Origin of the sequence: Streptococcus hillyeri (assembly GCF_041081565.1) — a bacterium.
GTDB lineage: Bacteria > Bacillota > Bacilli > Lactobacillales > Streptococcaceae > Streptococcus > Streptococcus hillyeri.
The window spans coordinates 2,035,001-2,059,081 of record NZ_CP163513.1 but is presented as its reverse complement, the minus strand read 5'-3'; the positions used below and the strand labels follow the sequence as shown (position 1 = coordinate 2,059,081).

Here is a 24,081-nt window from a genome sequence, read left to right as displayed (position 1 = left end):
TTGAAAAAAGCAGGGGAACCTGCTTTTTTCATTGTGATTGATGAGTGTTATCAAGTTGTGCTCGCTTGACATAGGTTAAATAGCTACTAGAGCACAGGTAGTAGCTTAATGGTGTTATGAAAGAAAACGTTTGGTTAAAAATTTCCTTGTTGTCTGTATCACTCTTTATCATGTCTCATTTGGCCATAGCGCCAGCAATTCCCAAGCTCTATGCTTTTTATCAGGCTAAGGGGGCTGGGGTTAGCTTGGCGTCTGTGGAAACATTGGTGACCATCCCTGCTATGATGATTATGGTAACCGTTGTTTTGGGAAATGTTATTGTTGCCAAAATTGGTAAAAAGAAAACAGTTGAAATAGGATTGGTTCTCATTTTTTTATCGGGGCTTTTATCGTTTCTAGCAAGCGATTTTAACATAGCCTTACTTGGTCGTTTGCTTCTAGGTGTAGGAATAGGACTTTATAATCCTTTATCAATTACCATGATTAGTGATTATTTCCAAGGGAGCCAGCGAGCTTGTCTCATAGGGCTACGGACAGCTACGATGAACGTCGGAAAGACTCTGACTACCTTCATCGTAGGTTATGCCATGCTAATGGGAGCGTCCTATATTTATTTAGTCTATTTTCTTGTGATTCCCGTCTTTCTCCTGTTTCATCATTTTGTGGAAGAAGTGCCGCTTACAGAGCAACAATTGTCTAAACTTGTCGTCTTTGATAGGCGTGTTATCCTGTGGATGTTGATTACCTTCTTCATCGGAGTGGCTTACATTGGCGCAACCATCAAAATTCCAACCTTATTGGTGACGCATTATGGTTACGATGAGCTAGTTTCAAGCCATATTTTGACGCTTTTAGCCTTTAGTGGGATTTTAGCGGGACTCTCCTTTGGTTTTTTAGCGAAAAAAATGGCAGAGCAGACCTTGAGTTTTATGCTTGTTATGATGTTAGTAGGTAATCTCTTCTTTACTGTTAGCAATCATATGATTTTCTTCTATGTCGGTGCAGTTCTGATTGGTTTTAGTTTTGTCGGTGGTATGTCAGCTATCTTTGACGCCATCGCTAAAAGTTACCCAGCAGAGAAAATCAATTTCGTGACCAGTATGGCAATTACAGCTGGAAATGTCGGTGTCATCCTGACCCCTGTTTTGTTAACGAAAATGGTGTCCGCCCTTTCTCTTGAAAGCTATATTACCCCATTTTACATTACCTCAGCGATGATGGTGATTGGTTTATTGTGCTATAAACTGTTAAGAGGAAACAAGAGATAAAATGATAGGAGCAAGATGTTCCGTGTCGGTATAATACCTTGGATTGAGGCTGAGTAAAAAGTCTTAAAAATAGTAAATGGCTTAGAGTAACGTCGTCAAAAAACGTTGATTCTAAGCTATTTTATTTTGTTCAAATTTCAACAGCAAGGCTGAAATTTAAGTTTTTATCCAGCTTTTTTTATAACAAAAAAATGGAAAGGTTTGCCTTTCCATGTGGATTGTCAGTAATGAGATATTTTCTGCTTTGCTATGTTCCAAAAAATCTTAATGGCTGAAGGTGTTTAGTCCAAAGATAAGAGATAGGCTGCCCATGATGATGCCAGCCAAGATAACGCCTAGCATGACAGCAAAAACGCTGCGCTTGAAATCCCAGTCAAGGATAGAGGCAGCAAGGGTTCCTGTCCATGCTCCAGTTCCTGGAAGTGGGATACCTACAAATAGAAGGAGCGCCCAAAAAATCCCTTTACTACCAGCAACTTTTGATAGTTTTTCGCCACCGCTGTGCCCTTTTTTAAGACACCAAGTAAAAAAGTTACCAATGTAAGGTTTATCAGTTCCCCATTCTAAGACTTTACGAGCAAAGAAGAAGATAATAGGGACAGGTATCATATTACCAATAACTGAAATCGCCAATGCCTGAGTGAAGGGAATGCCAGAAGCAATACCAAATGGAACAGCTCCTCGGAGTTCAATGAGAGGAATCATTGAAATAAGAAACGTCAATAGATAATTCATAAAAATAGGAATAACCTTTCTGAGTAATACCTACCTATTGTAACTTATCAGAGGATTGTGAGCAAGTATTTAGTCGTGGGGAGACAGTTGAAAGTAGCTTAAATAAAGTTTCTACTCGTCAAACTCTGACGTTGTTACTCAGCTTGATAAACTGAGTTCTATCTGTGATTTCGTTGTCTAATAGTTTTTGATTGCTATAAAGTATTTAATGGTGAAGCTATAATTGTGTGTAATGCAAATCAAAATGCTTGTCTAGTGTCAGTAGTGGTTATTCAAAAAATGATGAGTGCAGTGAGTTTAAACTATTTTTTATCTAGGAGAGAGTATTGGAAGTTACAAATTGTCTTTCCGTCACTCATCTTCTCTGTTGCTTCATCACCTCTGCCACCATCTTCTTCTGTGGGGTTGCCATGGGATAGTTATCGAAATTGTCTGGTGATACCCATTGTAATTCTTTTTGGCTAGTTAGCTCTGCTTTTTCCACAAAGCCTTCTAAAAGTTCTATCGTCCATTTTTGGTGGCTAAAGGTATGTTTGATGGGGCTGAAAGTCCTCTCTGACCAAATTGGCTTGAGTTGATAGTCCTCTTCAAATAATGTCTTTTGAGATACGGTCTCTAAAACGTCGTTTTCTTTTTCAAAGAGATTTAATTGCTGAGCGATAAAGTTAGTCTCCATAATGGGGAAAGACCAAAAGCTACCTAGTAAGCGACCGTCATTATTTTTTTCAAGCAAGAATTCTCCCTTTTTATTTTGGATGACGAATGCCTGAATTTGCAGAGGTTTGGGCTTTTTCTTTGGAGCCTTGATAGGGTATTTGTCGTAAGTGCCATGTAAATAAGCTGCGCAGAAAAATCGAATAGGGCTTTCATCAGGTCTTGGCGTTTTAGCTGATTCAATATCTGTTCCCAGGTCCATCAAAGCCTGGTTGAAATCCCCTGGTCGGTCAGGATCAATCAATATTTCCATGACAGCTTGAAAAATTTTACGATTTTTGGGGTCGCCAATATCGTAATTGATTTCAAATAAGCGTGCCATGACTCGCATCACATTACCATCTACAGCTGGCTCAGGTAGGCCAAAGGCAATGCTGGCAATGGCGCCAGCAGTATAAGGACCAATCCCTTTTAAGCTAGAAATTCCTTCATAGGTTTCCGGAAATTTACCATTAAAATCTGTCATGATTTGCTGAGCGGCAGCCTGCATGTTACGAACGCGCGAATAATAGCCCAAGCCCTCCCAAGCCTTAAGCAGTTTTTCTTCTGGAGCGTCAGCTAATGCTTTTACAGTGGGAAACCAGTCCAAAAACCTCTCATAGTAAGGAATAACAGTTACCACTTGTGTCTGCTGGAGCATAATCTCAGAAATCCAAATCTTATAAGGGTCAAAGGTGCGACGCCAAGGCAAATCACGCTTTTCACGGTCATACCAAGCCAGCAAGGTACGACGGAAATCAGCAATTTTCTCCTCGTTCCACATCTCAATTCCATAATCAGTCAAATTTATCATAGGTTTATTGTACCAAAGCTTTTTTCTTTTGGGAAATAGCAGAGCTTTAAAAGAAAGTGTTTTTATTTTCTTTCTGAAAAGTTTTTGAAACTTTTTTAGGTTAAGAGTTAGCCCGTAAAAAAGATTATAGTTCGTCCGATTGGAACGATTTTCAGATAAATCAGCGCCAGCTATTTTTTTCAGAAAAAATGTTCGACAAACACGAACAACAGCTAAAAGTTGACAAAAGAAAGCGCTTACGGTATACTTAAACCATAAAGAAAGAAGAGAAGAAAGGAGGTCACTCTAATACTAATCTTCAATCGCAACAGGTATAAAAATGGAGACTAAAGGTCTTCAAACAATCGTTTTTCAATTATAGGAGGTGGCGCTATGTTAACCTTTGACATTGGACGCTATAAGAACGGAGACAAGCCTCGATAGACAGTAGGCAAGAAAACTTTACAATCTAGATGTCAGAGAGGTGATCTTATGGCATTTAATCTCAATCGGTATAAAAACGGAGACACTATCCTTGTTGCATAAAATAGCGACGAGGGAGTGATACCAATGCAACTTTAGATTTATCGTTAATGTAACTCAGTGTGTAAGTTTCTCAAATAGGAGGGTCTTATGTGCGTAGCAAGATATAAAAATGGAGATAATTTCCTTGTTGCATAAAATAGCGACGAGGGAGTGATACCAATGCAAACCTAGATTTATTGTTAATGTAACTTAGTGTGTAAGTTTCTCAAATAGGAGGGTCTTATGTGCGTAGCAAGATATAAAAATGGAGATAATTTCCTTGTTGCATAAAATAGCGACAAGGGAGTGATACCAATGCAAACCTAGATTTATTGTTAAAGTAACTCAGTGTGTAAGTTTCTCAAATAGGAGGGTCTCATGTGCATAGCAAGATATAAAAACGGTGACAATTAAGCTTAAATTATTTTTCGGATAAAGCTCTATAAAGATAAAATGATGATATTTTCTTTAGGGAAATCAAAAGGAGATTAATAGAGAAATATTAACGTATATTGAAAATGATTTGATATATCTTGATTTCCTAAAGAGGTAAGAGACTATCACGGTCTTCCAGGAGTAAATGGCCTGCTATCATCTCTGCCTTGAAACGTAGGGTGGGAGAATGAAGCATCTCAGAAGACTGAAAAGACAAGAATAAGATAATCGTAAATTGGTAGAGACCCTGTAGAGCTTTATAAGTTTGTCTTTAATCTAATCAATTGTATGATCGTTTAGTGATGAGCACTTGAAGCTCGACGAACAAAAACTTGGTAGGAGGTATCCTTATGCTAAGATATAATTGTTCTCGGTACAGAAACGGAGATTGCTAACCTCAGTTGATGATTCTTATAACAAAACAAATACACGAATTTAATAAAGAAAGGGCACCTGTCAGAACGGCAGGTGTTTGTGTGTGCTTATATCAACACGACAAACGCATGAAGAAAATATGGCTTACAGAAAAGACTTTCATGGATGAATTCAAAATCCTTCGCTATAATAAAAGTGGAGGATTTTGTTATGGAAGACCTTTTAAATTTCTTGATTACTGTTAGAGACGACCGTTCCCCATGGAAAATTAAACACTTATTGTCAGATATCGTTCTTCTCATCTTCTTTGCTCGCTTATCAGGCGCAGAACACTGGGATGAGATAGAGGAGTTTGGTATTGCCTATGAGAAATCCTTACGCACCGTTCTCAAATTAGAAAATGGCATTCCCTCTCATGACACTCTACAACGTGTTTTTGCGACCTTAGATTCACAAGTTCTTGTAGAACTCACACAGATATGGACTTCTCTTCTTGAAGCGTGTGACTCATCATCTAAAACCTTACCACAACTTTCAAAACGTTTAGTAGCCATTGACGGGAAGACTATCCGTGGTAATGGCAGTCAAACTCAAAAAGCCCTACATATTGTCTCAGCCTATGCGACAGATTTAGGGATTTCGTATGGCCAGGTAGCGACTGATGAAAAAAGCAATGAGATTACAGCGATTCCACGATTATTAGACATGATTTCAGTAAAAGGGTGCATGATTAGTATTGACGCCATGGGCACACAAAAGGCTATTGCGGATAAGATTATCATGAAGAAAGCAGATTATTGTCTAGCAGTCAAAGAGAATCAAAAGAGCCTTCTAGAAGATATTCGTCCCTATTTTGAACTCTCTCAGAATTTTGACGATAGCTATGAAACGCTTGAGAAAGCGCACGGTCAGATTGAATTGAGACAGTATGAAGTCATTACTGATACAGAGTGGATACGTCAAGAGCATCCTGATTGGGGACATATCCAAAGCATTGGACGGGCGCGTATTCAGATAACAAAGAATGGTCAAGAGAGCGAAGAAACCCGCTACTTTATTTTAAGTTGTCAGGTTAGCGCTAAAGAGTTGTGTGACTATGTGAGAGGTCATTGGCAAATAGAGAGTATGCACTGGCTACTAGATGTTGTTTTTCGTGAAGATGCCAATAAGACTTTGAATAAACAACTCGCATTTAATTTAAATGTCATGGATAAATTCTGTTTAGCGGTATTAAAACAGTTAGATTTTGGAAAGAAGATGAGTCTGCGTCGTAAGAAATATGCCCTAAGTCTGTCCTTTGACAAGTATTTAAAACAATTGCTTTAGGGCAAAAAACTTTCAACACTTGCAAAATGGAAATAGAAGATTTCATGCGTTTGTCGTGCAGTTCTGATAAAAATCTTGAGTAATACTAGCTTTTATGCTAAAATGAAGTGATAAAAATTGAAAATAAAGAGGTAATTCACTAATGATTGAAGCAAGTAAGCTTAAAGCAGGTATGACATTTGAAACAGAAGGTAAATTGATTAAAGTTCTTGAAGCAAGCCACCACAAACCTGGTAAAGGGAACACAATCATGCGTATGAAGCTTCGTGATGTTCGTACAGGTTCAACATTTGATACAACTTACCGTCCAGATGAAAAATTTGAGCAAGCGATCATTGAGACAGTTCCAGCTCAGTACCTTTACAAAATGGATGACACAGCTTATTTCATGAATACTGAAACTTACGATCAATATGAAATTCCAGTGGCAAACGTTGAAAATGAATTGCTTTACATCTTGGAAAATGCTGATGTTAAAATTCAATTCTACGGAACAGAAGTAATCGGAGTTACTGTACCAACAACAGTTGAACTAACAGTTGCTGAAACACAACCTTCAATCAAAGGTGCAACTGTGACAGGATCTGGTAAACCAGCAACAATGGAAACAGGACTTGTGGTAAACGTTCCAGACTTTATTGAAGCAGGTCAAAAATTAGTTATCAATACAGCAGAAGGTACTTACGTATCACGTGCTTAATCTTTTTGATAGGATTTAACGCTTTTAAGCAATTCTCTTTTTGAGACAAGTTTTCAAGTGGTTGGTGGCACTACAATGTGTGCCCTTTCAGAAATAATATCAAAAATATAAAACTCCTAGAAAGGAAAGAAGAATATGTCAACAGCAACAATTGGTGAAATCGTTATTTCTCCGCGCGTGCTTGAAGTGATTACTGGCATTGCAGCGACAACTGTTGAGGGGGTGCATTCCCTTCATAATAAAGCAGTTGCAGACACCTTGAGTAAAACATCGCTAGGGCGTGGTGTCTATCTAAACACTTCAGAAGACGGTACTGTATCAGCAGACATCTATGTCCAGTTACAATACGGTATTAATGTTCCTGCTGTTTCTATGGCGATTCAACAAGCTGTAAAAACTGCAGTTTATGATATGGCAGAAGTGACAATTGATACCGTTAATGTTCACGTTGTTAAAATGGTTCCTGCCAAAACACCAAAACCAGACGTAAAAGCTCTTTTTGATGAGGATTTCCTCGATGACTGATAAATTAAAACATTCTCGTCGAGATATCCGTGAGCGTGCCTTCCAAGCTCTCTTTAGCCTTGAGTTTGGCGGAGACCTCCTACAGGCTGGTGAAAATGCTTATCGCTATGACAAACATGAAGAATCTGACGAAGATGTACCAGTATTTCTCCTTAATTTGATTAAAGGAGTTTGGGATCATCAAAAGGATTTGGATGAAAAAATAGCAGAGCACCTCAAAAAAGGATGGAGTTTGGAGAGATTGACGCTTAATGACAAAATTTTACTGCGTTTAGCCCTCTATGAAATGCAATATGAAGACACGCCGGGTCGTGTTGTGGTAAATGAAATCATTGATATTGCTAAAAAATATTCAGACCATACATCTGCAAAATTCATTAATGGTATTTTAACGAACTTTATTGTTGAAACCGATTAACAGACAGTCTCGTAAGAGACTGTTTTTGTGTAAATTGTAGACAAATGACCAAAAATTGTCCTAACAAATATAGAAAAAAGATGAAATATTTGTGAAAATATCTGAAAATTCAAACCTAAGCACAAAAAAATAAAAAAATATACCAAATTTTCTGACAAATTGCTTTATTTAAGAAAAATTTATGATATAATGGTTTCTAATAACACGACGAGACGGTCGGTTAAGAAAAGAAATTTATAGAGGTAGCTTTTATGAAAAATAAAGGTAAATTATTAGCCCTTGCTGGAGTAACTCTTGTATCAGCAGCAGTGCTTGCAGCTTGTGGAGGAAACTCTTCGGCACCTAAATCTGAGGGAGCTTCAAAAGTTTATAACTATGTATATGCATCAGATCCAAAATCTTTGGACTATATTTTGACTAACCAATCTGCGACTTCAGCGCTTATAACACAAATGGTTGATGGTCTTTTGGAAAATGATAAATATGGTAACTTGGTACCATCTCTTGCAGAAGACTGGAAAGTATCGGAAGATGGTTTGACATATACTTACACATTGCGTGAAGGTGTGTCATGGTACACTTCAGATGGTGAAGAGTACGCACCAGTTGTTGCCGAAGACTTTGTAACAGGTCTTAAACACGCGATTGATAAAGATTCAGAATCACTTTACGTCATCCAAGATTCAATCAAAAATTTGAATGAGTACAAAGAAGGTAAAGTAAAATTTGAAGAAGTTGGTATCAAAGCCCTTGATGAACGTACCGTTCAGTACACTTTGAACGCTCCAGAACCATACTGGAATTCAAAGACAACTTACTCAATCATGTTCCCGGTTAATGCTAAGTTCCTTGAGTCAAAAGGTAAAGATTTTGGTTCAACTGACCCATCATCAATCCTTGTCAATGGTGCATATTTCTTAAGTGAATATACAGCTAAAACCTCAATGTCATTTACGAAAAATGATGCTTACTGGGATGTAGATAACCTTACTCTTGACGAAGTGAAATTGACATATTTTGATGGTGAAGATATCGGTTCCCTTTATACTAACTTTGATAAGGGTGCCTATAACGTAGCGACCCTTAACCCTAACGATCCGACTTATGCGGATGCTAAGAAGAAATATCCGGATGCTATCACTTATGGTATGCAGGATGCAACCACTTACTTTGCATCAATCAACACAAATCGTTCTAACTTCACGAATTCTAAGAAAGATGCAGCTGCTCAAGAGTCAACTAAGAAGGCTCTTCTTAACCAAGATTTCCGTCAAGCAATTACATTTGCCTTTGACCGTGGTTCATGGAATGCCCAACGTGCGGGTGAAGATGCTAGAGAAAAAGCTCTTCGTAGCATGTTGACAGCACCAACATTTGTGTCTATTGGTGAAGAATCTTACGGACAAGTCGTTCAAAAAGAATTAGCATCTATCGGCGATGAATGGAAAGATGTTAAATTAGATGATGCGCAAGATGGTCTTTACAATGCTGACAAAGCTAAAGCTGAGTTTGCTAAAGCAAAAGAGGCTCTTGGCAGCGAGGTCACTTACCCAATCCAACTTGATTTCCCAGTGGACCAAGCAGATACTGTTGCTGTACAACGTGCACAATCAATGAAACAATCTATTGAGGCATCACTTGGAAAAGAGAATGTGCAACTTAATATTATTGAACTTGATAATGACACATACCTTAACTCAACTTACTATGCTGAGGATGTTTCACAACAAGACTATGACTTGACAATCTCAGGTTGGGGACCAGACTATGCTGACCCACGTTCATACCTAGACATTTTCAATGTTGAAAATGGAGCAAATGCTCAAAAAATTGGTGTAATGCCAGGTAAGAACCAAGATATCGCTAAAGCTCTTGGACTTGATACCTTTACTGCTGATCTTACAGCGGCAAATGCTATTATTGATGATCTTGATGCTCGTTTTACAGCACAAGCAAAAGCAGAAGCGAAATTACTTGATCAAGCTGTCGTTATTCCACTAATCTCACTTGGTGGTACACCACGTGTATCTAAAGCAGTACCATTCTCAGGTCGCTACTCTGTATCAGGTGTTAAAGGTTCAGATGTTTATAAAGGCATCAAGCTCCAAGAAGAGCCTGTAACAGCTAAACAATATGACAAAGCGAAGGCTGCTTGGCTTGAAGAAAAAGCTAAGTCAAATGCAGAAGCACAGAAAGCTCTTGCAGATCACGTAGCTAAATAAAACGTTGTTCAATCAGAACTTTCTCGTTTCTTGAGGAAGTTCTTTTGAACTGTTGGGGGAACGAATGAAAAAATATCTCTTTACTCGTACGTTACGATCGTTATTTTCTATTTTTATGGTTATGGTTGTAACTTATACGGTTGTCTACACACTGGTTCCGACACGACTTATTTTTAACCAAGACCCTTTGTATAATAAGATGTCGACAACACCAGATAAAAAGGATAACTATGTCAATACGGTTTTTGAACGTATGGGCTATATCCAGTACTATAATACAAAGGAATTGGTTAATAAGGCTAAAACTATAGATTCGGGAGTTACTTCTGAAGCAACTGAGTCTAATCAGAAAATCTACGAAGAATATATCGCTTCTGTAGGAAATGGTTGGGAGCTTCATAACTTCACAGAGAGCGGTAAGGCTTATGCCACTCGTAAAATTCCGATTTATGAACGTCTATGGAATTTCTTCTCAAACCTTGTTGTGATTGACCATCCTTGGAAAATTAAAGATAAGGAAAATCCAGATTTAGAACGTTATATCCGTGTTGAAAATGATCCAGCGATTGGCTGGTCAGTTGTTGGCTCTGGTACTAAGCATAAATATCTTGTTTATGTGAATAACCAGTTCCCATATATTCATCAAAACTTTATCACTTTTAACCTTGGTAATTCTTATCCGACCTTTAGTGGTATCCCTGTTCTTCAGGTTATCACACAAGGACAAGGTAAAGCCCTAACTCAAGATGTTACTTTCCCGACAGGAGTAACTAAAAAGTCTTCTGTTGATATTTATAGCCGCACTTACCAAAATCCTAGCAAGGCAGATGATATAGCTGTTGCAAACTTTGGTAAGGGGGATAATTATACTGCTACAAAAGTTCGTTATACTGATCCATCAATGATTGCGAACTCTGCTCGCATTGGTTTGACAGGTATTTTTATTGCTTACGTATTAGGTCTACCTCTAGGACTTTTCATGGCTCGTTTCAAGTCAACTTGGTTTGATTCTATGTCTACTTCTTTGATGACTTTTGTTTTAGCGGTGCCATCGATTGCTTTGATTTATGTTATTCGCTTTGTTGGAGGTCATCTCGGGCTTCCGGATAATTTCCCATTGTTGGGGGCGTCTGATGTACGTTCATACCTCTTGCCAAGTATTGTATTGGGGCTTTTGAGTGTTCCAGGACTTGCTATTTGGTTCCGTCGTTATCTAGTGGATTTGCAAAATTCTGATTGGATGCGTTTTGCTCGTGCCAAAGGCTTATCGGAAGGTGAAATTTATCGTTCACATTTATTTAAAAATGCCATGGTTCCTGTTGTTCATGGCATTCCAGGGGCAATCGTGTTGACAATTGCAGGTGCGACACTAACTGAAACAGTATTTATCGTCCCTGGTATGGGTAAAATGTTGATTGATTCTATCCGTGCTTCAAATAATGCTATGGTAGTTGGATTGACTTTCATCTTTACTACATTGTCTATCTTCTCACTCTTTGCAGGAGATTTGTTAATGGCTCTTGTTGACCCACGTATTAAGTTATCGACTAAGAAAGGAGGCAAATAATGTCAACTATTGATAAATCTAAGTTCCAATTTGTGGCTCGTGATGATAATGCCTCCGAGGTTATTAATACACCGGCCTATTCTTACTGGAAATCTGTATTTCGACAGTTTTTTGCGAAGAAATCAACATTACCAATGTTGATTATCTTGATTGCAGTTCTTTTGATGAGTTTTATTTATCCAATGTTTTCTAGCTATGATTTCCGAGATGTTAGTGACATTAATGACTTCTCAAAACGCTACATTTGGCCAAATGCTCAATATTGGTTTGGTACTGATAAAAATGGTCAGTCACTTTTTGATGGGGTCTGGTATGGTGCTAGAAACTCGCTCTTGATTTCGGTATTGGCAACGGTTATCAATATGGCTATCGGTATTGTTGTAGGTGCCTTTTGGGGTGTTTCTAAAAGTTTTGATAAGATTATGCTTGAGATATATAATGTTATCTCAAACATTCCAAGTATGCTGATTACAATTGTTTTAACCTATGCTTTGGGGGCTGGTTTCTGGAATCTTATTTTAGCCTTCACTTTGACGGGTTGGATTGGACCTGCATTTACTATGCGTACTCAAATTTTGCGTTATCGTGACCTTGAATATAACCTTGCCAGTCAGACCTTGGGGACACCTCCTATGAAAATTGCGGTGAAAAATCTTTTGCCACAATTGGTATCAATTATCATGACTATGGTTTCTCAAAGTTTACCAGGATATATTTCGTCTGAGGCTTTCTTGTCTTATTTTGGTATTGGTTTGCCAATTTCAACACCGTCGTTAGGTCGTTTAATTTCAAACTACTCAAAATACTTGACTAACAATGCCTATTTATTCTGGATTCCACTTACAGCTTTAGTATTGGTGTCCTTACCGCTTTACATTGTTGGGCAAAACTTGGCGGATGCCAGTGACCCACGTACTCACAGATAAGGAGATAACATGACAGAAACTAAAAATGTAATTTTATCAGCCGAAGATGTGGTCGTGGAATTTGATGTCCGTGACCGTGTTTTGACAGCAATCCGTAGTGTATCTTTAGAGCTTGTAGAAGGTGAAGTTCTCGCTCTTGTTGGTGAATCAGGTTCGGGGAAATCTGTTTTAACGAAAACTTTTACAGGTATGCTAGAGTCAAATGGTCGTGTTGCTTCTGGAAAAATCACTTATCGTGGTCAAGATTTAACAAGTATTAATTCACATTCGGACTGGGAAAAAATTCGTGGTTCAAAAATTGCGACGATTTTCCAAGATCCAATGACCAGTCTTAATCCGATTAAAACAATCGGTGCTCAAATTTCAGAAGTCATCATCAAGCATCAAGGAGTTTCGAAAGAAGAAGCTCGCGAACTCTCCATAGACTACATGAATAAAGTTGGTATCCCAAATGCGGAAAAACGTTTCAATGATTATCCGTTCCAGTATTCAGGAGGGATGCGTCAACGTATCGTTATCGCAATTGCTCTTGCCTGTCGTCCAGATGTGCTTATCTGTGATGAACCGACAACGGCTCTTGATGTGACGATTCAGGCTCAAATTATTGATCTTTTGAAGTCTCTTCAAAAAGAATATAATTTCACAACTATCTTTATCACGCATGACCTCGGTGTCGTTGCCTCTATCGCTGACAAGGTTGCGGTAATGTATGCTGGTGAAATTGTTGAGTTTGGTACAGTTGAAGATATTTTTTATGACCCACGTCATCCTTATACATGGAGCCTTTTATCTTCGCTACCTCAGTTGGCAACAGAGTCTGGTGAGTTATTCTCTATCCCGGGAACTCCTCCGTCACTCTACGCGCCTATAAAAGGAGATGCATTTGCTCTTCGTTCTGAATATGCAATGCAGATTGACTTTGAAGAACCGGCACCTAAATTTAAAGTTTCGGATCACCACTGGGCTAAAACTTGGTTGCTCCATCCAGAGGCTCCCAAAGTTGAAAAACCAGAAGTTATCCAAAATCTTCATGAGAAAATTTCTCGTAAAATGTTGAAATAGGAGAAGGAAATGACTGAAAAATTAGTTGAAATTAAAGATTTAGAAATTTCCTTCGGTGAAGGGAAAAAGAAATTTGTAGCTGTTAAAAATGCCAACTTCTTTATCAATAAAGGGGAAACGTTCTCTCTTGTTGGTGAATCAGGTTCAGGAAAAACCACAATTGGACGTGCCATCATTGGTTTAAACGATACAAGTAGCGGAGATATTATCTTCGATGGTAAAAAAATCAACGGAAAACTTTCTCGTTCTGATAAAAAAGAAGTGATTAAGCGTATTCAGATGATTTTCCAAGATCCAGCGGCAAGTTTGAATGAACGTGCGACGGTAGATTACATCATTTCGGAAGGTCTTTATAACTTTAACCTTTTTGCAAATGAAGAAGAGCGTCAGCAGAAGGTTCGTGACATGATTACCCATGTTGGACTTTTACCTGAACACTTAACACGTTATCCACATGAATTCTCGGGTGGACAACGTCAACGTATTGGTATTGCACGTGCTTTGGTTATGCAACCTGAGTTTGTTATTGCGGATGAACCAATCTCTGCACTTGATGTATCGGTGCGCGCGCAGGTTTTGAATCTTCTGAAACAATTCCAGCGTGAGTTAGGTTTGACTTACCTCTTTATCGCTCATGACCTATCGGTGGTTCGTTTTATTTCTGACCGTATTGCTGTTATCCATAAGGGTATTATTGTCGAAGTGGCTGAAACTGAGGAGTTGTTTACGAATCCAATTCACCCTTATACAAAATCACTCTTGTCGGCGGTCCCTATTCCAGATCCTATTTTGGAACGTCAAAAAGAATTGGTTACTTACGACCCAGAAATGCACGATTATTCTGTTGATAAACCAGAAATGGTTGAAATCAAACCAGGACACTTTGTTTGGGGTAATAAATCAGAAATGGAAACTTACCGTAAATCTTTATAAATTAGAAGAGCTAGATTCGTCTAGCTTTTTTGGCGATTTAATATCAGAACAGTTTTGAACATTTGGATGTGTGATACTTGGATGTTTTCAAGAAGTGTAGATGTCACACGACAAACGCATGAAATCTTCTATTTCCATTTTGCAAGTGTTGAAAGTTTTTTGCCCTAAAGCAATTGTTTTAAATACTTGTCAAAGGACAGACTTAGGGCATATTTCTTACGACGCAGACTCATCTTCTTTCCAAAATCTAACTGTTTTAATACCGCTAAACAGAATTTATCCATGACATTTAAATTAAATGCGAGTTGTTTATTCAAAGTCTTATTGGCATCTTCACGAAAAACAACATCTAGTAGCCAGTGCATACTCTCTATTTGCCAATGACCTCTCACATAGTCACACAACTCTTTAGCGCTAACCTGACAACTTAAAATAAAGTAGCGGGTTTCTTCGCTCTCTTGACCATTCTTTGTTATCTGAATACGCGCCCGTCCAATGCTTTGGATATGTCCCCAATCAGGATGCTCTTGACGTATCCACTCTGTATCAGTAATGACTTCATACTGTCTCAATTCAATCTGACCGTGCGCTTTCTCAAGCGTTTCATAGCTATCGTCAAAATTCTGAGAGAGTTCAAAATAGGGACGAATATCTTCTAGAAGGCTCTTTTGATTCTCTTTGACTGCTAGACAATAATCTGCTTTCTTCATGATAATCTTATCCGCAATAGCCTTTTGTGTGCCCATGGCGTCAATACTAATCATGCACCCTTTTACTGAAATCATGTCTAATAATCGTGGAATCGCTGTAATCTCATTGCTTTTTTCATCAGTCGCTACCTGGCCATACGAAATCCCTAAATCTGTCGCATAGGCTGAGACAATATGTAGGGCTTTTTGAGTTTGACTGCCATTACCACGGATAGTCTTCCCGTCAATGGCTACTAAACGTTTTGAAAGTTGTGGTAAGGTTTTAGATGATGAGTCACACGCTTCAAGAAGAGAAGTCCATATCTGTGTGAGTTCTACAAGAACTTGTGAATCTAAGGTCGCAAAAACACGTTGTAGAGTGTCATGAGAGGGAATGCCATTTTCTAATTTGAGAACGGTGCGTAAGGATTTCTCATAGGCAATACCAAACTCCTCTATCTCATCCCAGTGTTCTGCGCCTGATAAGCGAGCAAAGAAGATGAGAAGAACGATATCTGACAATAAGTGTTTAATTTTCCATGGGGAACGGTCGTCTCTAACAGTAATCAAGAAATTTAAAAGGTCTTCCATAACAAAATCCTCCACTTTTATTATAGCGAAGGATTTTGAATTCATCCATGAAAGTCTTTTCTGTAAGCCATATTTTCTTCATGCGTTTGTCGTGTAGATGTCAATATTTGTTGGAAATGGAGAGAATTTCATGATATAATGAAAACGTAAACAAATTCTTTCGACGCTCTAGGAGGTATTTATGTCAAATCTATCTGTCAATGCGATAAGATTTCTTGGTATTGACGCCATTGAAAAATCGAAATCTGGTCACCCAGGAGTGGTGATGGGTGCAGCTCCAATGGCCTACAGCCTTTATACAAAACACATCCGTGTAACACCAAAAGTGCCAAATTGGATTAACCGCGATCGCTTTGTGTTATCTGCAGGTCATGGGTCAATGTTGCTATATGCGCTTTTGCATTTAATTGGCTATGAAGATGTTTCTCTTGATGAGATTAAAAATTTCCGTCAATGGGGATCAAAAACGCCTGGTCACCCAGAATTTGGTCATACAGCAGGTGTTGATGCCACCTCTGGTCCTCTAGGTCAAGGCATTTCAACGGCAGTTGGATTTGCTCAAGCAGAGCGTTTCCTTGCAGCTAAGTATAATAAAGAAGGTTTCCCACTCTTTGACCACTATACCTATGTTATTGCAGGTGACGGTGACTTTATGGAGGGTGTGTCAGGAGAATCTGCGTCTTATGCAGCAAAACAAAGCCTTGACAAATTGATTGTTCTTTACGATTCAAATGATATCTGTTTGGATGGAGAGACAAGTGATGCTTTCTCAGAAAATATCCGTGCTCGCTATGACGCTTATGGTTGGCATACAAGCCTTGTTGAAGATGGAACAGACCTTGAAGCCATCAGCGCAGCGATTGAAGAAGCAAAAACATCTGGCAAACCAAGCTTGATTGAAGTGAAAACAGTTATCGGTCACGGTGCTCCAACAAAAGGTGGTACAAATGCTGTTCACGGAGCTCCTCTTGGTGCAGAAGAAACTGCAGCAACTCGTGAAAACCTTGGTTGGTCTTATGCTCCGTTTGAAGTACCGGAAGAAGTTTATGCGGATTTTAAAGAAAATGTTGCTGATCGTGGTCAAGCTGTTTATGAGGCTTGGAGCAAATTAGTAGCGGATTATAAAGTAGCCTATCCAGAAGTTGCTGATGAAATTGATGCCATTGTTGCTGGACAAGCGCCAGTTACAGTGACAGAAAAAGATTTCCCAGTTTATGAAGATGGCTTCTCACAAGCAACGCGTAACTCTTCACAAGATGCCATCAATGCGGCAGCAGAAGTGCTTCCAACCTTCCTTGGAGGTTCTGCGGACCTTGCTCACTCTAACATGACTTATATCAAGGCAGATGGTTTGCAAGACGCCGAAAATCCGCTGAACCGTAACATTCAGTTTGGTGTTCGTGAATTTGCTATGGGTACCGTTTTAAATGGTATGGCACTTCATGGTGGTCTCCGTGTTTATGGCGGTACTTTCTTCGTCTTCTCAGACTACGTCAAAGCTGCCATTCGTTTGTCAGCCCTTCAAGGATTGCCAGTTACTTATGTCTTTACACATGATTCAATTGCGGTTGGTGAAGATGGTCCAACACATGAGCCGATTGAACACCTTGCGGGTCTTCGTGCAATGCCAAACTTGACAGTTCTTCGTCCGGCAGACGCACGCGAGACACAAGCGGCTTGGCACTATGCATTGACAAGTACAACAACACCAACAGCGCTTGTGTTGACACGTCAAAATCTTGAAGTAGAAGCTGGTTCTGATTTTGCTAAAGTTGCAAAAGGAGCTTATGTCACTTACCAAACGAGCGAAGATTTTGACACTATCTTATTGGCATCTGGTTCAGAAGTTAACTTGGCAGTCAAAGCTGCTAAAGTCTTGGAAGCAGAAGGAACAAAAGTTCGAGTGGTCTCAGTACCATCAATGGAACTCTTTGATGCTCAAGATGCTGCTTATAAGGAAGAAGTGTTGCCAAATGCGATTCGCCGTCGTGTAGCACTTGAAATGGCAGCGACACAAAGCTGGTACAAATATGTTGGTCTCGATGGTAAAGTTATCGGTATTGATACCTTTGGTGCCTCTGCTCCAGCAGCAGAAGTTATCGAACGCTATGGCTTTACAGTAGACAATGTTGTCGCAACAGTGAACAGTCTATAATCATTCTAAAGGGTTGGTTTTCCAGCCCTTTTTGCTATAATGGTATTATGACAAACGACGATGTATTGCAGTTGCTTCAAGCTGATACCGACATGATGACTGTTTTAAGGGCAATAGCAGAGCTGAATCTTTCCGATTGTTGGCTAGCTGCTGGTTCAGTGAGAAATGCTATTTGGAATGACCTCAGTAACCGCCCTGCTTTTGATAAAGAGACGGATATTGATGTCGTTTATTTCGATGCCAATAAAAGTTATGAAGATACTCTAGTTATCCAAAAACAATTAGCAAACCGCTATCCTAACTATCGTTGGGAAGTCAAAAATCAGGTTGATATGCACCAGCACAGCCCAAATACAGCGCCGTATCAATCAGCCTGTGATGCCATCAGTAAATATCCAGAAAAGTGTACGGCAATTGCGGTGCGACTAAAGAATGATAAGCTAGAGTTATATGCTCCTTATGGTTTGGATGATATTATTAACTATCGTGTATCACCGACGCCACATTTTTTAGCAGAGGAGGAGCGAATGGACGTTTATCGTAAGCGTCGAGTGAAAAAGAAGTGGCATGAGAAGTGGCCGCAACTGCACTATGAATAGGAGATTAAGAAAGGACAGAAAATGAAATTAACAACCTTAGGATGTTGGGGAGCATATCCCTATAAAGATGAAGGTACAACTGCTTACTTATTGACTGGACATGATGGCTTTCAACTTCTTATAGATTGTGGTAGCCGTGCGGTCAATGAACTCGAAAAAGAAATCAGCCCCTTGGACTTAGATGCGGTTATTATTAGCCATTATCATCCTGATCATGTGGCAGATTTGGGTGTTTTACGCCATTATTTCCAACTATACCCGAAACATCTCTGGGAGCCAAAGGTGTTACCGATTTATGCTCATGACGAAGATGTATCAGAATTTGAAAAATTAACCTTACCAGGTGTTTCACAAGGAATTGCTTACAATACGTCGGGAACCGAGACAATTGGCCCGTTTTCAGTGACATTTATTAAGACAGTTCACCCAGTGGTTTGTTATGCTTTTCGTATTGTTGAAGAAGCAACAGGATAGGTTTTTGTCTTTACGGCAGATACGGGTTATTTTGAAGATTTGGAAACATTTGCCGCAGGCGCAGATTTACTACTGGCAGATGTTTATCTTTATGAAGGTAATGAAAACCATATCGCTCACTTGACAAGCAAAGAAGCAGGGCTATTGGCACAAAAAACAGGAGTCAAAAAATTAGTCTTGACTCATATGCCACCCCTACCTCCACAAGGAATTCCATCAGAAAATCACTTGGAGTATCTCAAAAATGAAACCCAAAAATATGCGGGAAATATCCCAGTTGAGTTAGCGAGTCCACATCAATCTTGGGAAATTGGAGAATGTTAGTGTTTACAGAAGAAGAAAAATCTTATTTCATGCAGGAAGCCATAAAAGAAGCTCAAAAGTCGCTCGAGAAAGAAGAAATTCCAATAGGCTGTGTCATTGTTAAAGATGGACAAATTATTGGTAGAGGTCATAATGCACGAGAAGAACGCAACCAAGCTATTATGCATGCTGAAATAATGGCTATCACTGAAGCAAATCAAAGAGTAGGGAATTGGAGACTTCTTGATTGCACATTGTTTGTGACGATTGAACCCTGTGTCATGTGCAGCGGAGCAATCGGGCTAGCACGGATTCCACAAGTTATCTACGGTGCAAAAAATGCAAAATTTGGAGGAGCAGGATCATTGTATGATATTTTGACGGATGAACGTCTTAATCATCGTGTTACTGTAGAGACTGGTATCCTAGAAAAAGAGTGTGCTGCTATTATGCAAACTTTTTTCCGAACTCGCCGTAAACAGAAAAATAGCCCGAAATAGTTGAGAGAAGTGGAAAAGCTAAAAACATCTACCACTTCATTTTCTTTATTAGGGGGCATAACCTTAGACAAAGACTCGCCATGTCAGTGAAAATCTTAGTCAAGATCCCCCTGATTGTTTTTATCAAAGATATTAAAAACAGGTTGACAGACAAGATAAGGTTTGCTAGAATGATGAGGTGCTAAATCAGCTCGAAGAAGTTAATGAAAAAAACTGCTAAATTCCCAAACTAACTTCCACCGTCTGTTAAAGTGGAAGTTAATCTGATAAAACCTCTAACAACCAGTGGAAATCCGTGTCAGGGTAAGTTCCACTGGTTTTTATAAAGGTTGATTTATTGCATTTTTAGGCTAATTTAGTTGACAAAAAGGGTACACAAAATCCCCTCATCTGAAAGCGTTTCAGATTAAGTTCCGCTATGGTGGAAGTTAGTGTGAGACGTTTGAGTGGCTTATATTAGGTTGTTTTTAGAATTTGTGTTGGAGTAATTTTGGAGACTGACAGACGTCTTCTGCTGGAATTAAGGAAATGCCGAGTAGTTTAGCCAGTTCTTCGTCATAGGTAAAGGTAAAGAGCTCATAAGCTGATTTCCCATTCAGAGCAGCGCGTTTCACGCTATTCACATGAGAACAGACTAGGTTGATATCGTTCTGAGTTAAGTTGTCAAAAGAAGTTCCCTTGGGTAAAATATCGCGAATAAGTGTATGATTTTTCTCAATTCTTCCTTTCTGGTCAGAGCGCTTAGGGTCGCAAAAGAATAGTTTAATCTCACCTCTGATATCCATCTCAATGTCATCAACTTTGGCAAACTCTCCACCATTGTCAGTTAGAATGACAGGGAAAACATCGAAGAAATCTCGGTCAGCCTCATAAAGCGTGTTCTTGATAACATAGAAGTGTTTAGCGACCTCAAGAGCGGTTTTATTGTCCAGAAGTCTAGCGAAGATAAAGTTACAGAAAGAGACATTGAAGGTGAGTAATACTTTTCCACCAACCCGTCCAATAACGGTGTCCATTTCAAGCCAAGAGGTCAGCTGTCTATGTGTCAGGAAGTTTTGGAAGTCCTCATAAGAACGCCCTTTTTTAGCTTCTTTAGGGATAGCAGGTAGTGTAGCCTTTCGTCTAGGTTTGAATTTTACAGCTCTAGCCAGATCAATAGGAGCGATAGAAAGGTATCCTTTACGGATGTGTCGATAGACGGTTGAGGAACTGACATCAAGGTTATGAGTTTTAAGGATGTGATAGATGTGCTGTCCCTTTTTCACACCATCGGAGATGACTTTATCCATGTCCCAGAACGTTTGAGAGTTGAGAGGTGTTCCTTCTCGAGCCTCAACGAGGGTTTGTTCGTATTGTTTTTGAGCCTGTTTAGCGAGGTAGAAGATTTTCTTGTAGCCACAATTTTGTCTTCTCTTAGGACATCCGTTACAGACAAATGGGGATTTATCAAGGAGAGGGCAAGGAAGCCCATCATTGGTAGAGGTTTGACCTGTCTGTTACGTTTGACCTCTTTGGAAACGGTAGTAGGATCTTTTAGGATAGTTTGTCCAATGACTTTGAAGGTTTCTCCACGTTCTAAGCCAAGTTGGATGTCATTGCGGTCTGAGAGGGTAAGGTGTTTATATTTTGTCATAGTAAGGACTCATTTCTAACGCAAACGTCTCAGACTTAATTCCACCATAAAAATCCGTTTTAGACTAACTTCCGCTTCGAAAGCTAAAGTGGAAATTACTTTGGGAAATTACCTTTTTAGAAAAAAGAAAAAAAGTTTGAAAAAGTAGTTGACAGATTTAGGGAAGATTTGGTAAGATATATAAGTTGTCTCGCGAGGGACGCTGGCAAAGATGACTTGAAAAAAACTTTAAAAAAGTAGTTGACAAGTTACTAAAGATTTGCTAGAATATAGAAGTTGTCTCATAGGAGAAGTCCATTGAAAACTGAACAAGACGAAGCAAGTGCGGGTTATGAAAATAACCTGTCAAGAAAAACAATAAGTCAGCGATGACAAAACAGTGAGTTAAGAACTCAAACTTTTAATGAGAGTTTGATCCTGGCTCAGGACGAACGCTGGCGGCGTGCCTAATACATGCAAGTAGAACGCTGAAGTCTGGTGCTTGCACTAGACGGATGAGTTGCGAACGGGTGAGTAACGCGTAGGTAACCTACCTTATAGCGGGGGATAACTATTGGAAACGATAGCTAATACCGCATAACAGGTGTTAACACATGTTAATATCTTGAAAGGGACAACTGTCTCACTATAAGATGGACCTGCGTTGTATTAGCTAGTTGGTGAGGTAACGGCTCACCAAGGCGACGATACATAGCCGACCTGAGAGGGTGATCGGCCACACTGGGACTGAGACACGGCCCAGACTCCTACGGGAGGCAGCAGTAGGGAATCTTCGGCAATGGGGGGAACCCTGACCGAGCAACGCCGCGTGAGTGAAGAAGGTTTTCGGATCGTAAAGCTCTGTTGTAAGAGAAGAACGGGTGTTAGAGTGGAAAGTTAACACTATGACGGTATCTTACCAGAAAGGGACGGCTAACTACGTGCCAGCAGCCGCGGTAATACGTAGGTCCCGAGCGTTGTCCGGATTTATTGGGCGTAAAGCGAGCGCAGGCGGTTTCGTAAGTCTGAGGTCAAAGGCATTGGCTCAACCAATGTACGCCTTGGAAACTGCGGAACTTGAGTGCAGAAGGGGAGAGTGGAATTCCATGTGTAGCGGTGAAATGCGTAGATATATGGAGGAACACCGGTGGCGAAAGCGGCTCTCTGGTCTGTAACTGACGCTGAGGCTCGAAAGCGTGGGTAGCGAACAGGATTAGATACCCTGGTAGTCCACGCCGTAAACGATGAGTGCTAGGTGTTAGGCCCTTTCCGGGGCTTAGTGCCGCAGCTAACGCATTAAGCACTCCGCCTGGGGAGTACGACCGCAAGGTTGAAACTCAAAGGAATTGACGGGGGCCCGCACAAGCGGTGGAGCATGTGGTTTAATTCGAAGCAACGCGAAGAACCTTACCAGGTCTTGACATCCCTCTGACCGTCCTAGAGATAGGACTTCTCTTCGGAGCAGAGGTGACAGGTGGTGCATGGTTGTCGTCAGCTCGTGTCGTGAGATGTTGGGTTAAGTCCCGCAACGAGCGCAACCCCTATTGTTAGTTGCCATCATTAAGTTGGGCACTCTAGCGAGACTGCCGGTAATAAACCGGAGGAAGGTGGGGATGACGTCAAATCATCATGCCCCTTATGACCTGGGCTACACACGTGCTACAATGGTTGGTACAACGAGTGGCAAGCTGGTGACAGTAAGCAAATCTCTTAAAGCCAATCTCAGTTCGGATTGTAGGCTGCAACTCGCCTACATGAAGTCGGAATCGCTAGTAATCGCGGATCAGCACGCCGCGGTGAATACGTTCCCGGGCCTTGTACACACCGCCCGTCACACCACGAGAGTTTGTAACACCCGAAGTCGGTGAGGTAACCTTTTAGGAGCCAGCCGCCTAAGGTGGGATAGATGATTGGGGTGAAGTCGTAACAAGGTAGCCGTATCGGAAGGTGCGGCTGGATCACCTCCTTTCTAAGGAAATGGAAGCACTTGTAGCGTCTTGTTTAGTTTTGAGTGGTCTCAGGAAGAGACAGATGTGGGGCCTTAGCTCAGCTGGGAGAGCGCCTGCTTTGCACGCAGGAGGTCAGCGGTTCGATCCCGCTAGGCTCCATTAACATCGAAGAGATGTTAAGGATTGTCCATTGAAAATTGAATATCTATATCAAATTCCACGATTCAAGAAATTGAATTGTAAGAATAGTAACAAGAAAATAAACCGAAAACGCTGTGAATTAATGAGTTTTCTAATTTGAAAGAATTAGGTTAATAAGGTTAAGTTAATAAGGGCGCACGGTGGATGCCTTGGCACTAGAAGCCGATGAAGGACGTGACTAACGACGAAATGCTTTGGGGAGTTGTAAGTAAGCGCAGATCCAGAGATGTCCGAATGGGGGAACCCACTAACTAATGGTTAGTATCCATATCTGTTAAGGATATGAGAAGGAAGACGCAGTGAACTGAAACATCTAAGTAGCTGCAGGAAGAGAAAGCAAAAGCGATTGCCTTAGTAGCGGCGAGCGAAACGGCAGGAGGGCAAACCGAGGAGTTTACTCCTCGGGGTTGTAGGACTGCAACGTGGACTTAAAGATTATAGGAGAATTACCTGGGAAGGTAAGCCAAAGGGAGTAATAGCCTCGTATCTGAAATAGTCTTTATAC

Annotated in this window: 16 protein-coding genes, 1 tRNA gene, 2 rRNA genes and 2 pseudogenes (1 of these 21 running past the window's edge); 17 read left to right on the top strand and 4 right to left on the bottom strand. The window is 40.1% G+C overall.

What is annotated here, in order from left to right:
* Window positions 1–116: 116 nt before the first annotated feature.
* Window positions 117–1,268 carry an MFS transporter gene (locus AB6M99_RS10120; RefSeq protein WP_121835572.1) on the top strand — a complete coding sequence of 384 codons (1,152 nt, stop codon included), beginning with the start codon at window positions 117–119 and terminating at the stop codon, window positions 1,266–1,268.
* A 264-nt stretch (window positions 1,269–1,532) separates the two neighbouring features.
* Here the strand turns inward: AB6M99_RS10120 and AB6M99_RS10115 are convergent, their stop codons facing one another.
* Both AB6M99_RS10115 and mutY read right to left on the bottom strand, forming a co-directional pair.
* Window positions 1,533–2,003 carry a COG2426 family protein gene (locus AB6M99_RS10115; protein ID WP_369350715.1) on the bottom strand — a complete coding sequence of 157 codons (471 nt, stop codon included), beginning with the start codon at window positions 2,001–2,003 and terminating at the stop codon, window positions 1,533–1,535.
* Between the two features lie 355 nt (window positions 2,004–2,358).
* Entirely contained in the window at window positions 2,359–3,510 is a 1,152-nt protein-coding gene (gene mutY / locus AB6M99_RS10110) for an A/G-specific adenine glycosylase (RefSeq protein WP_121835568.1), read from the bottom strand.
* Between the two features lie 1,479 nt (window positions 3,511–4,989).
* Between mutY and AB6M99_RS10105 the strand changes: the two genes are divergently transcribed.
* The 9 genes from AB6M99_RS10105 to AB6M99_RS10065 all read left to right on the top strand — a co-directional run bounded on the left by AB6M99_RS10105 (window position 4,990) and on the right by AB6M99_RS10065 (window position 14,503).
* Window positions 4,990–6,150: an ISAs1 family transposase gene (locus AB6M99_RS10105; protein ID WP_121836465.1), complete on the top strand. Its 1,161-nt coding sequence runs from the start codon at window positions 4,990–4,992 to the stop codon at window positions 6,148–6,150.
* 142 nt (window positions 6,151–6,292) lie between these two features.
* Window positions 6,293–6,850, top strand: a complete 558-nt coding sequence (efp, locus tag AB6M99_RS10100; protein WP_121836450.1) for an elongation factor P — start codon at window positions 6,293–6,295, stop codon at window positions 6,848–6,850.
* A 135-nt stretch (window positions 6,851–6,985) separates the two neighbouring features.
* Entirely contained in the window at window positions 6,986–7,375 is a 390-nt protein-coding gene (locus tag AB6M99_RS10095) for an Asp23/Gls24 family envelope stress response protein (RefSeq protein WP_369350713.1), read from the top strand.
* On the top strand, window positions 7,368–7,793 hold the full coding sequence (gene nusB / locus AB6M99_RS10090; protein ID WP_121836452.1) for a transcription antitermination factor NusB: 426 nt from the start codon (window positions 7,368–7,370) through the stop codon (window positions 7,791–7,793). Before AB6M99_RS10095 ends, nusB begins: the two co-directional genes overlap by 8 nt.
* 251 nt (window positions 7,794–8,044) lie before the next feature.
* The gene (locus tag AB6M99_RS10085) at window positions 8,045–10,015 is read left to right on the top strand and encodes a peptide ABC transporter substrate-binding protein (protein WP_369350711.1); all 1,971 of its coding nucleotides are present in this window, start codon (window positions 8,045–8,047) and stop codon (window positions 10,013–10,015) included.
* Window positions 10,016–10,079: 64 nt separating this feature from the next.
* Window positions 10,080–11,582 (top strand): ABC transporter permease, encoded by a 1,503-nt coding sequence (locus AB6M99_RS10080; protein ID WP_121836454.1) that lies wholly within the window; start codon window positions 10,080–10,082, stop codon window positions 11,580–11,582.
* Window positions 11,582–12,508, top strand: coding sequence for an oligopeptide ABC transporter permease OppC (gene oppC, locus AB6M99_RS10075; RefSeq protein WP_121836455.1), 927 nt, complete (start codon window positions 11,582–11,584; stop codon window positions 12,506–12,508). The genes AB6M99_RS10080 and oppC overlap by 1 nt, the downstream gene beginning before the upstream one ends.
* 9 nt (window positions 12,509–12,517) lie before the next feature.
* On the top strand, window positions 12,518–13,570 hold the full coding sequence (locus tag AB6M99_RS10070) for an ABC transporter ATP-binding protein (RefSeq protein WP_121836456.1): 1,053 nt from the start codon (window positions 12,518–12,520) through the stop codon (window positions 13,568–13,570).
* A 9-nt stretch (window positions 13,571–13,579) separates the two neighbouring features.
* A complete protein-coding gene (locus tag AB6M99_RS10065; protein ID WP_121836457.1) occupies window positions 13,580–14,503 on the top strand; it encodes an ATP-binding cassette domain-containing protein in 924 nt (307 codons plus the stop codon).
* 164 nt (window positions 14,504–14,667) lie between these two features.
* Here AB6M99_RS10065 and AB6M99_RS10060 read toward each other — a convergent pair whose 3' ends face one another.
* Window positions 14,668–15,828, bottom strand: a complete 1,161-nt coding sequence (locus AB6M99_RS10060) for an ISAs1 family transposase (protein WP_121836465.1) — start codon at window positions 15,826–15,828, stop codon at window positions 14,668–14,670.
* A gap of 136 nt (window positions 15,829–15,964) precedes the next feature.
* Here AB6M99_RS10060 and tkt point away from each other — a divergent pair, with 136 nt between their 5' ends.
* The 4 genes and pseudogenes from tkt (at window position 15,965) to tadA (ending at window position 19,814) form a co-directional block, all read left to right on the top strand.
* Complete coding sequence (tkt, locus tag AB6M99_RS10055) at window positions 15,965–17,938, top strand: transketolase (protein ID WP_121836458.1); 1,974 nt, start codon at window positions 15,965–15,967, stop codon at window positions 17,936–17,938.
* A 47-nt stretch (window positions 17,939–17,985) separates the two neighbouring features.
* Window positions 17,986–18,537 carry a nucleotidyltransferase family protein gene (locus AB6M99_RS10050; protein WP_183121699.1) on the top strand — a complete coding sequence of 184 codons (552 nt, stop codon included), beginning with the start codon at window positions 17,986–17,988 and terminating at the stop codon, window positions 18,535–18,537.
* A gap of 21 nt (window positions 18,538–18,558) precedes the next feature.
* Window positions 18,559–19,335: pseudogene (locus AB6M99_RS10045) on the top strand (MBL fold metallo-hydrolase).
* Entirely contained in the window at window positions 19,329–19,814 is a 486-nt protein-coding gene (gene tadA / locus AB6M99_RS10040; protein WP_121836460.1) for a tRNA adenosine(34) deaminase TadA, read from the top strand. Before AB6M99_RS10045 ends, tadA begins: the two are co-directional and overlap by 7 nt.
* A gap of 467 nt (window positions 19,815–20,281) precedes the next feature.
* Here tadA and AB6M99_RS10035 read toward each other — a convergent pair.
* Window positions 20,282–21,447: pseudogene (locus AB6M99_RS10035) on the bottom strand (IS30 family transposase).
* Between the two features lie 399 nt (window positions 21,448–21,846).
* Between AB6M99_RS10035 and AB6M99_RS10030 the strand changes: the two are divergent.
* The 3 genes from AB6M99_RS10030 to AB6M99_RS10020 form a co-directional block, all read left to right on the top strand.
* A 16S ribosomal RNA gene (locus tag AB6M99_RS10030) occupies window positions 21,847–23,395 on the top strand.
* 66 nt (window positions 23,396–23,461) lie between these two features.
* Window positions 23,462–23,534, top strand: a tRNA-Ala gene (locus AB6M99_RS10025).
* A gap of 159 nt (window positions 23,535–23,693) precedes the next feature.
* Window positions 23,694–24,081 (top strand): 23S ribosomal RNA (locus AB6M99_RS10020); it runs 2,512 nt beyond the window's last position.
* Together the 16S and 23S rRNA genes with 1 tRNA gene alongside form the textbook arrangement of a ribosomal RNA operon.

Coding starts and splice junctions, on each gene's coding strand:
- oppC (WP_121836455.1), top strand. CDS start 11,582: ATGTCAACTATTGATAAATCTAAGTTCCAATTTGTGGCTCGTGATGAT.
- AB6M99_RS10070 (WP_121836456.1), top strand. CDS start 12,518: ATGACAGAAACTAAAAATGTAATTTTATCAGCCGAAGATGTGGTCGTG.
- nusB (WP_121836452.1), top strand. CDS start 7,368: ATGACTGATAAATTAAAACATTCTCGTCGAGATATCCGTGAGCGTGCC.
- mutY (WP_121835568.1), bottom strand. CDS start 3,510: ATGATAAATTTGACTGATTATGGAATTGAGATGTGGAACGAGGAGAAA.
- AB6M99_RS10080 (WP_121836454.1), top strand. CDS start 10,080: ATGAAAAAATATCTCTTTACTCGTACGTTACGATCGTTATTTTCTATT.
- AB6M99_RS10085 (WP_369350711.1), top strand. CDS start 8,045: ATGAAAAATAAAGGTAAATTATTAGCCCTTGCTGGAGTAACTCTTGTA.
- AB6M99_RS10105 (WP_121836465.1), top strand. CDS start 4,990: ATGAATTCAAAATCCTTCGCTATAATAAAAGTGGAGGATTTTGTTATG.
- AB6M99_RS10060 (WP_121836465.1), bottom strand. CDS start 15,828: ATGAATTCAAAATCCTTCGCTATAATAAAAGTGGAGGATTTTGTTATG.
- efp (WP_121836450.1), top strand. CDS start 6,293: ATGATTGAAGCAAGTAAGCTTAAAGCAGGTATGACATTTGAAACAGAA.
- AB6M99_RS10095 (WP_369350713.1), top strand. CDS start 6,986: ATGTCAACAGCAACAATTGGTGAAATCGTTATTTCTCCGCGCGTGCTT.
- AB6M99_RS10050 (WP_183121699.1), top strand. CDS start 17,986: ATGACAAACGACGATGTATTGCAGTTGCTTCAAGCTGATACCGACATG.
- AB6M99_RS10120 (WP_121835572.1), top strand. CDS start 117: ATGAAAGAAAACGTTTGGTTAAAAATTTCCTTGTTGTCTGTATCACTC.
- tadA (WP_121836460.1), top strand. CDS start 19,329: ATGTTAGTGTTTACAGAAGAAGAAAAATCTTATTTCATGCAGGAAGCC.
- AB6M99_RS10065 (WP_121836457.1), top strand. CDS start 13,580: ATGACTGAAAAATTAGTTGAAATTAAAGATTTAGAAATTTCCTTCGGT.
- AB6M99_RS10115 (WP_369350715.1), bottom strand. CDS start 2,003: ATGAATTATCTATTGACGTTTCTTATTTCAATGATTCCTCTCATTGAA.
- tkt (WP_121836458.1), top strand. CDS start 15,965: ATGTCAAATCTATCTGTCAATGCGATAAGATTTCTTGGTATTGACGCC.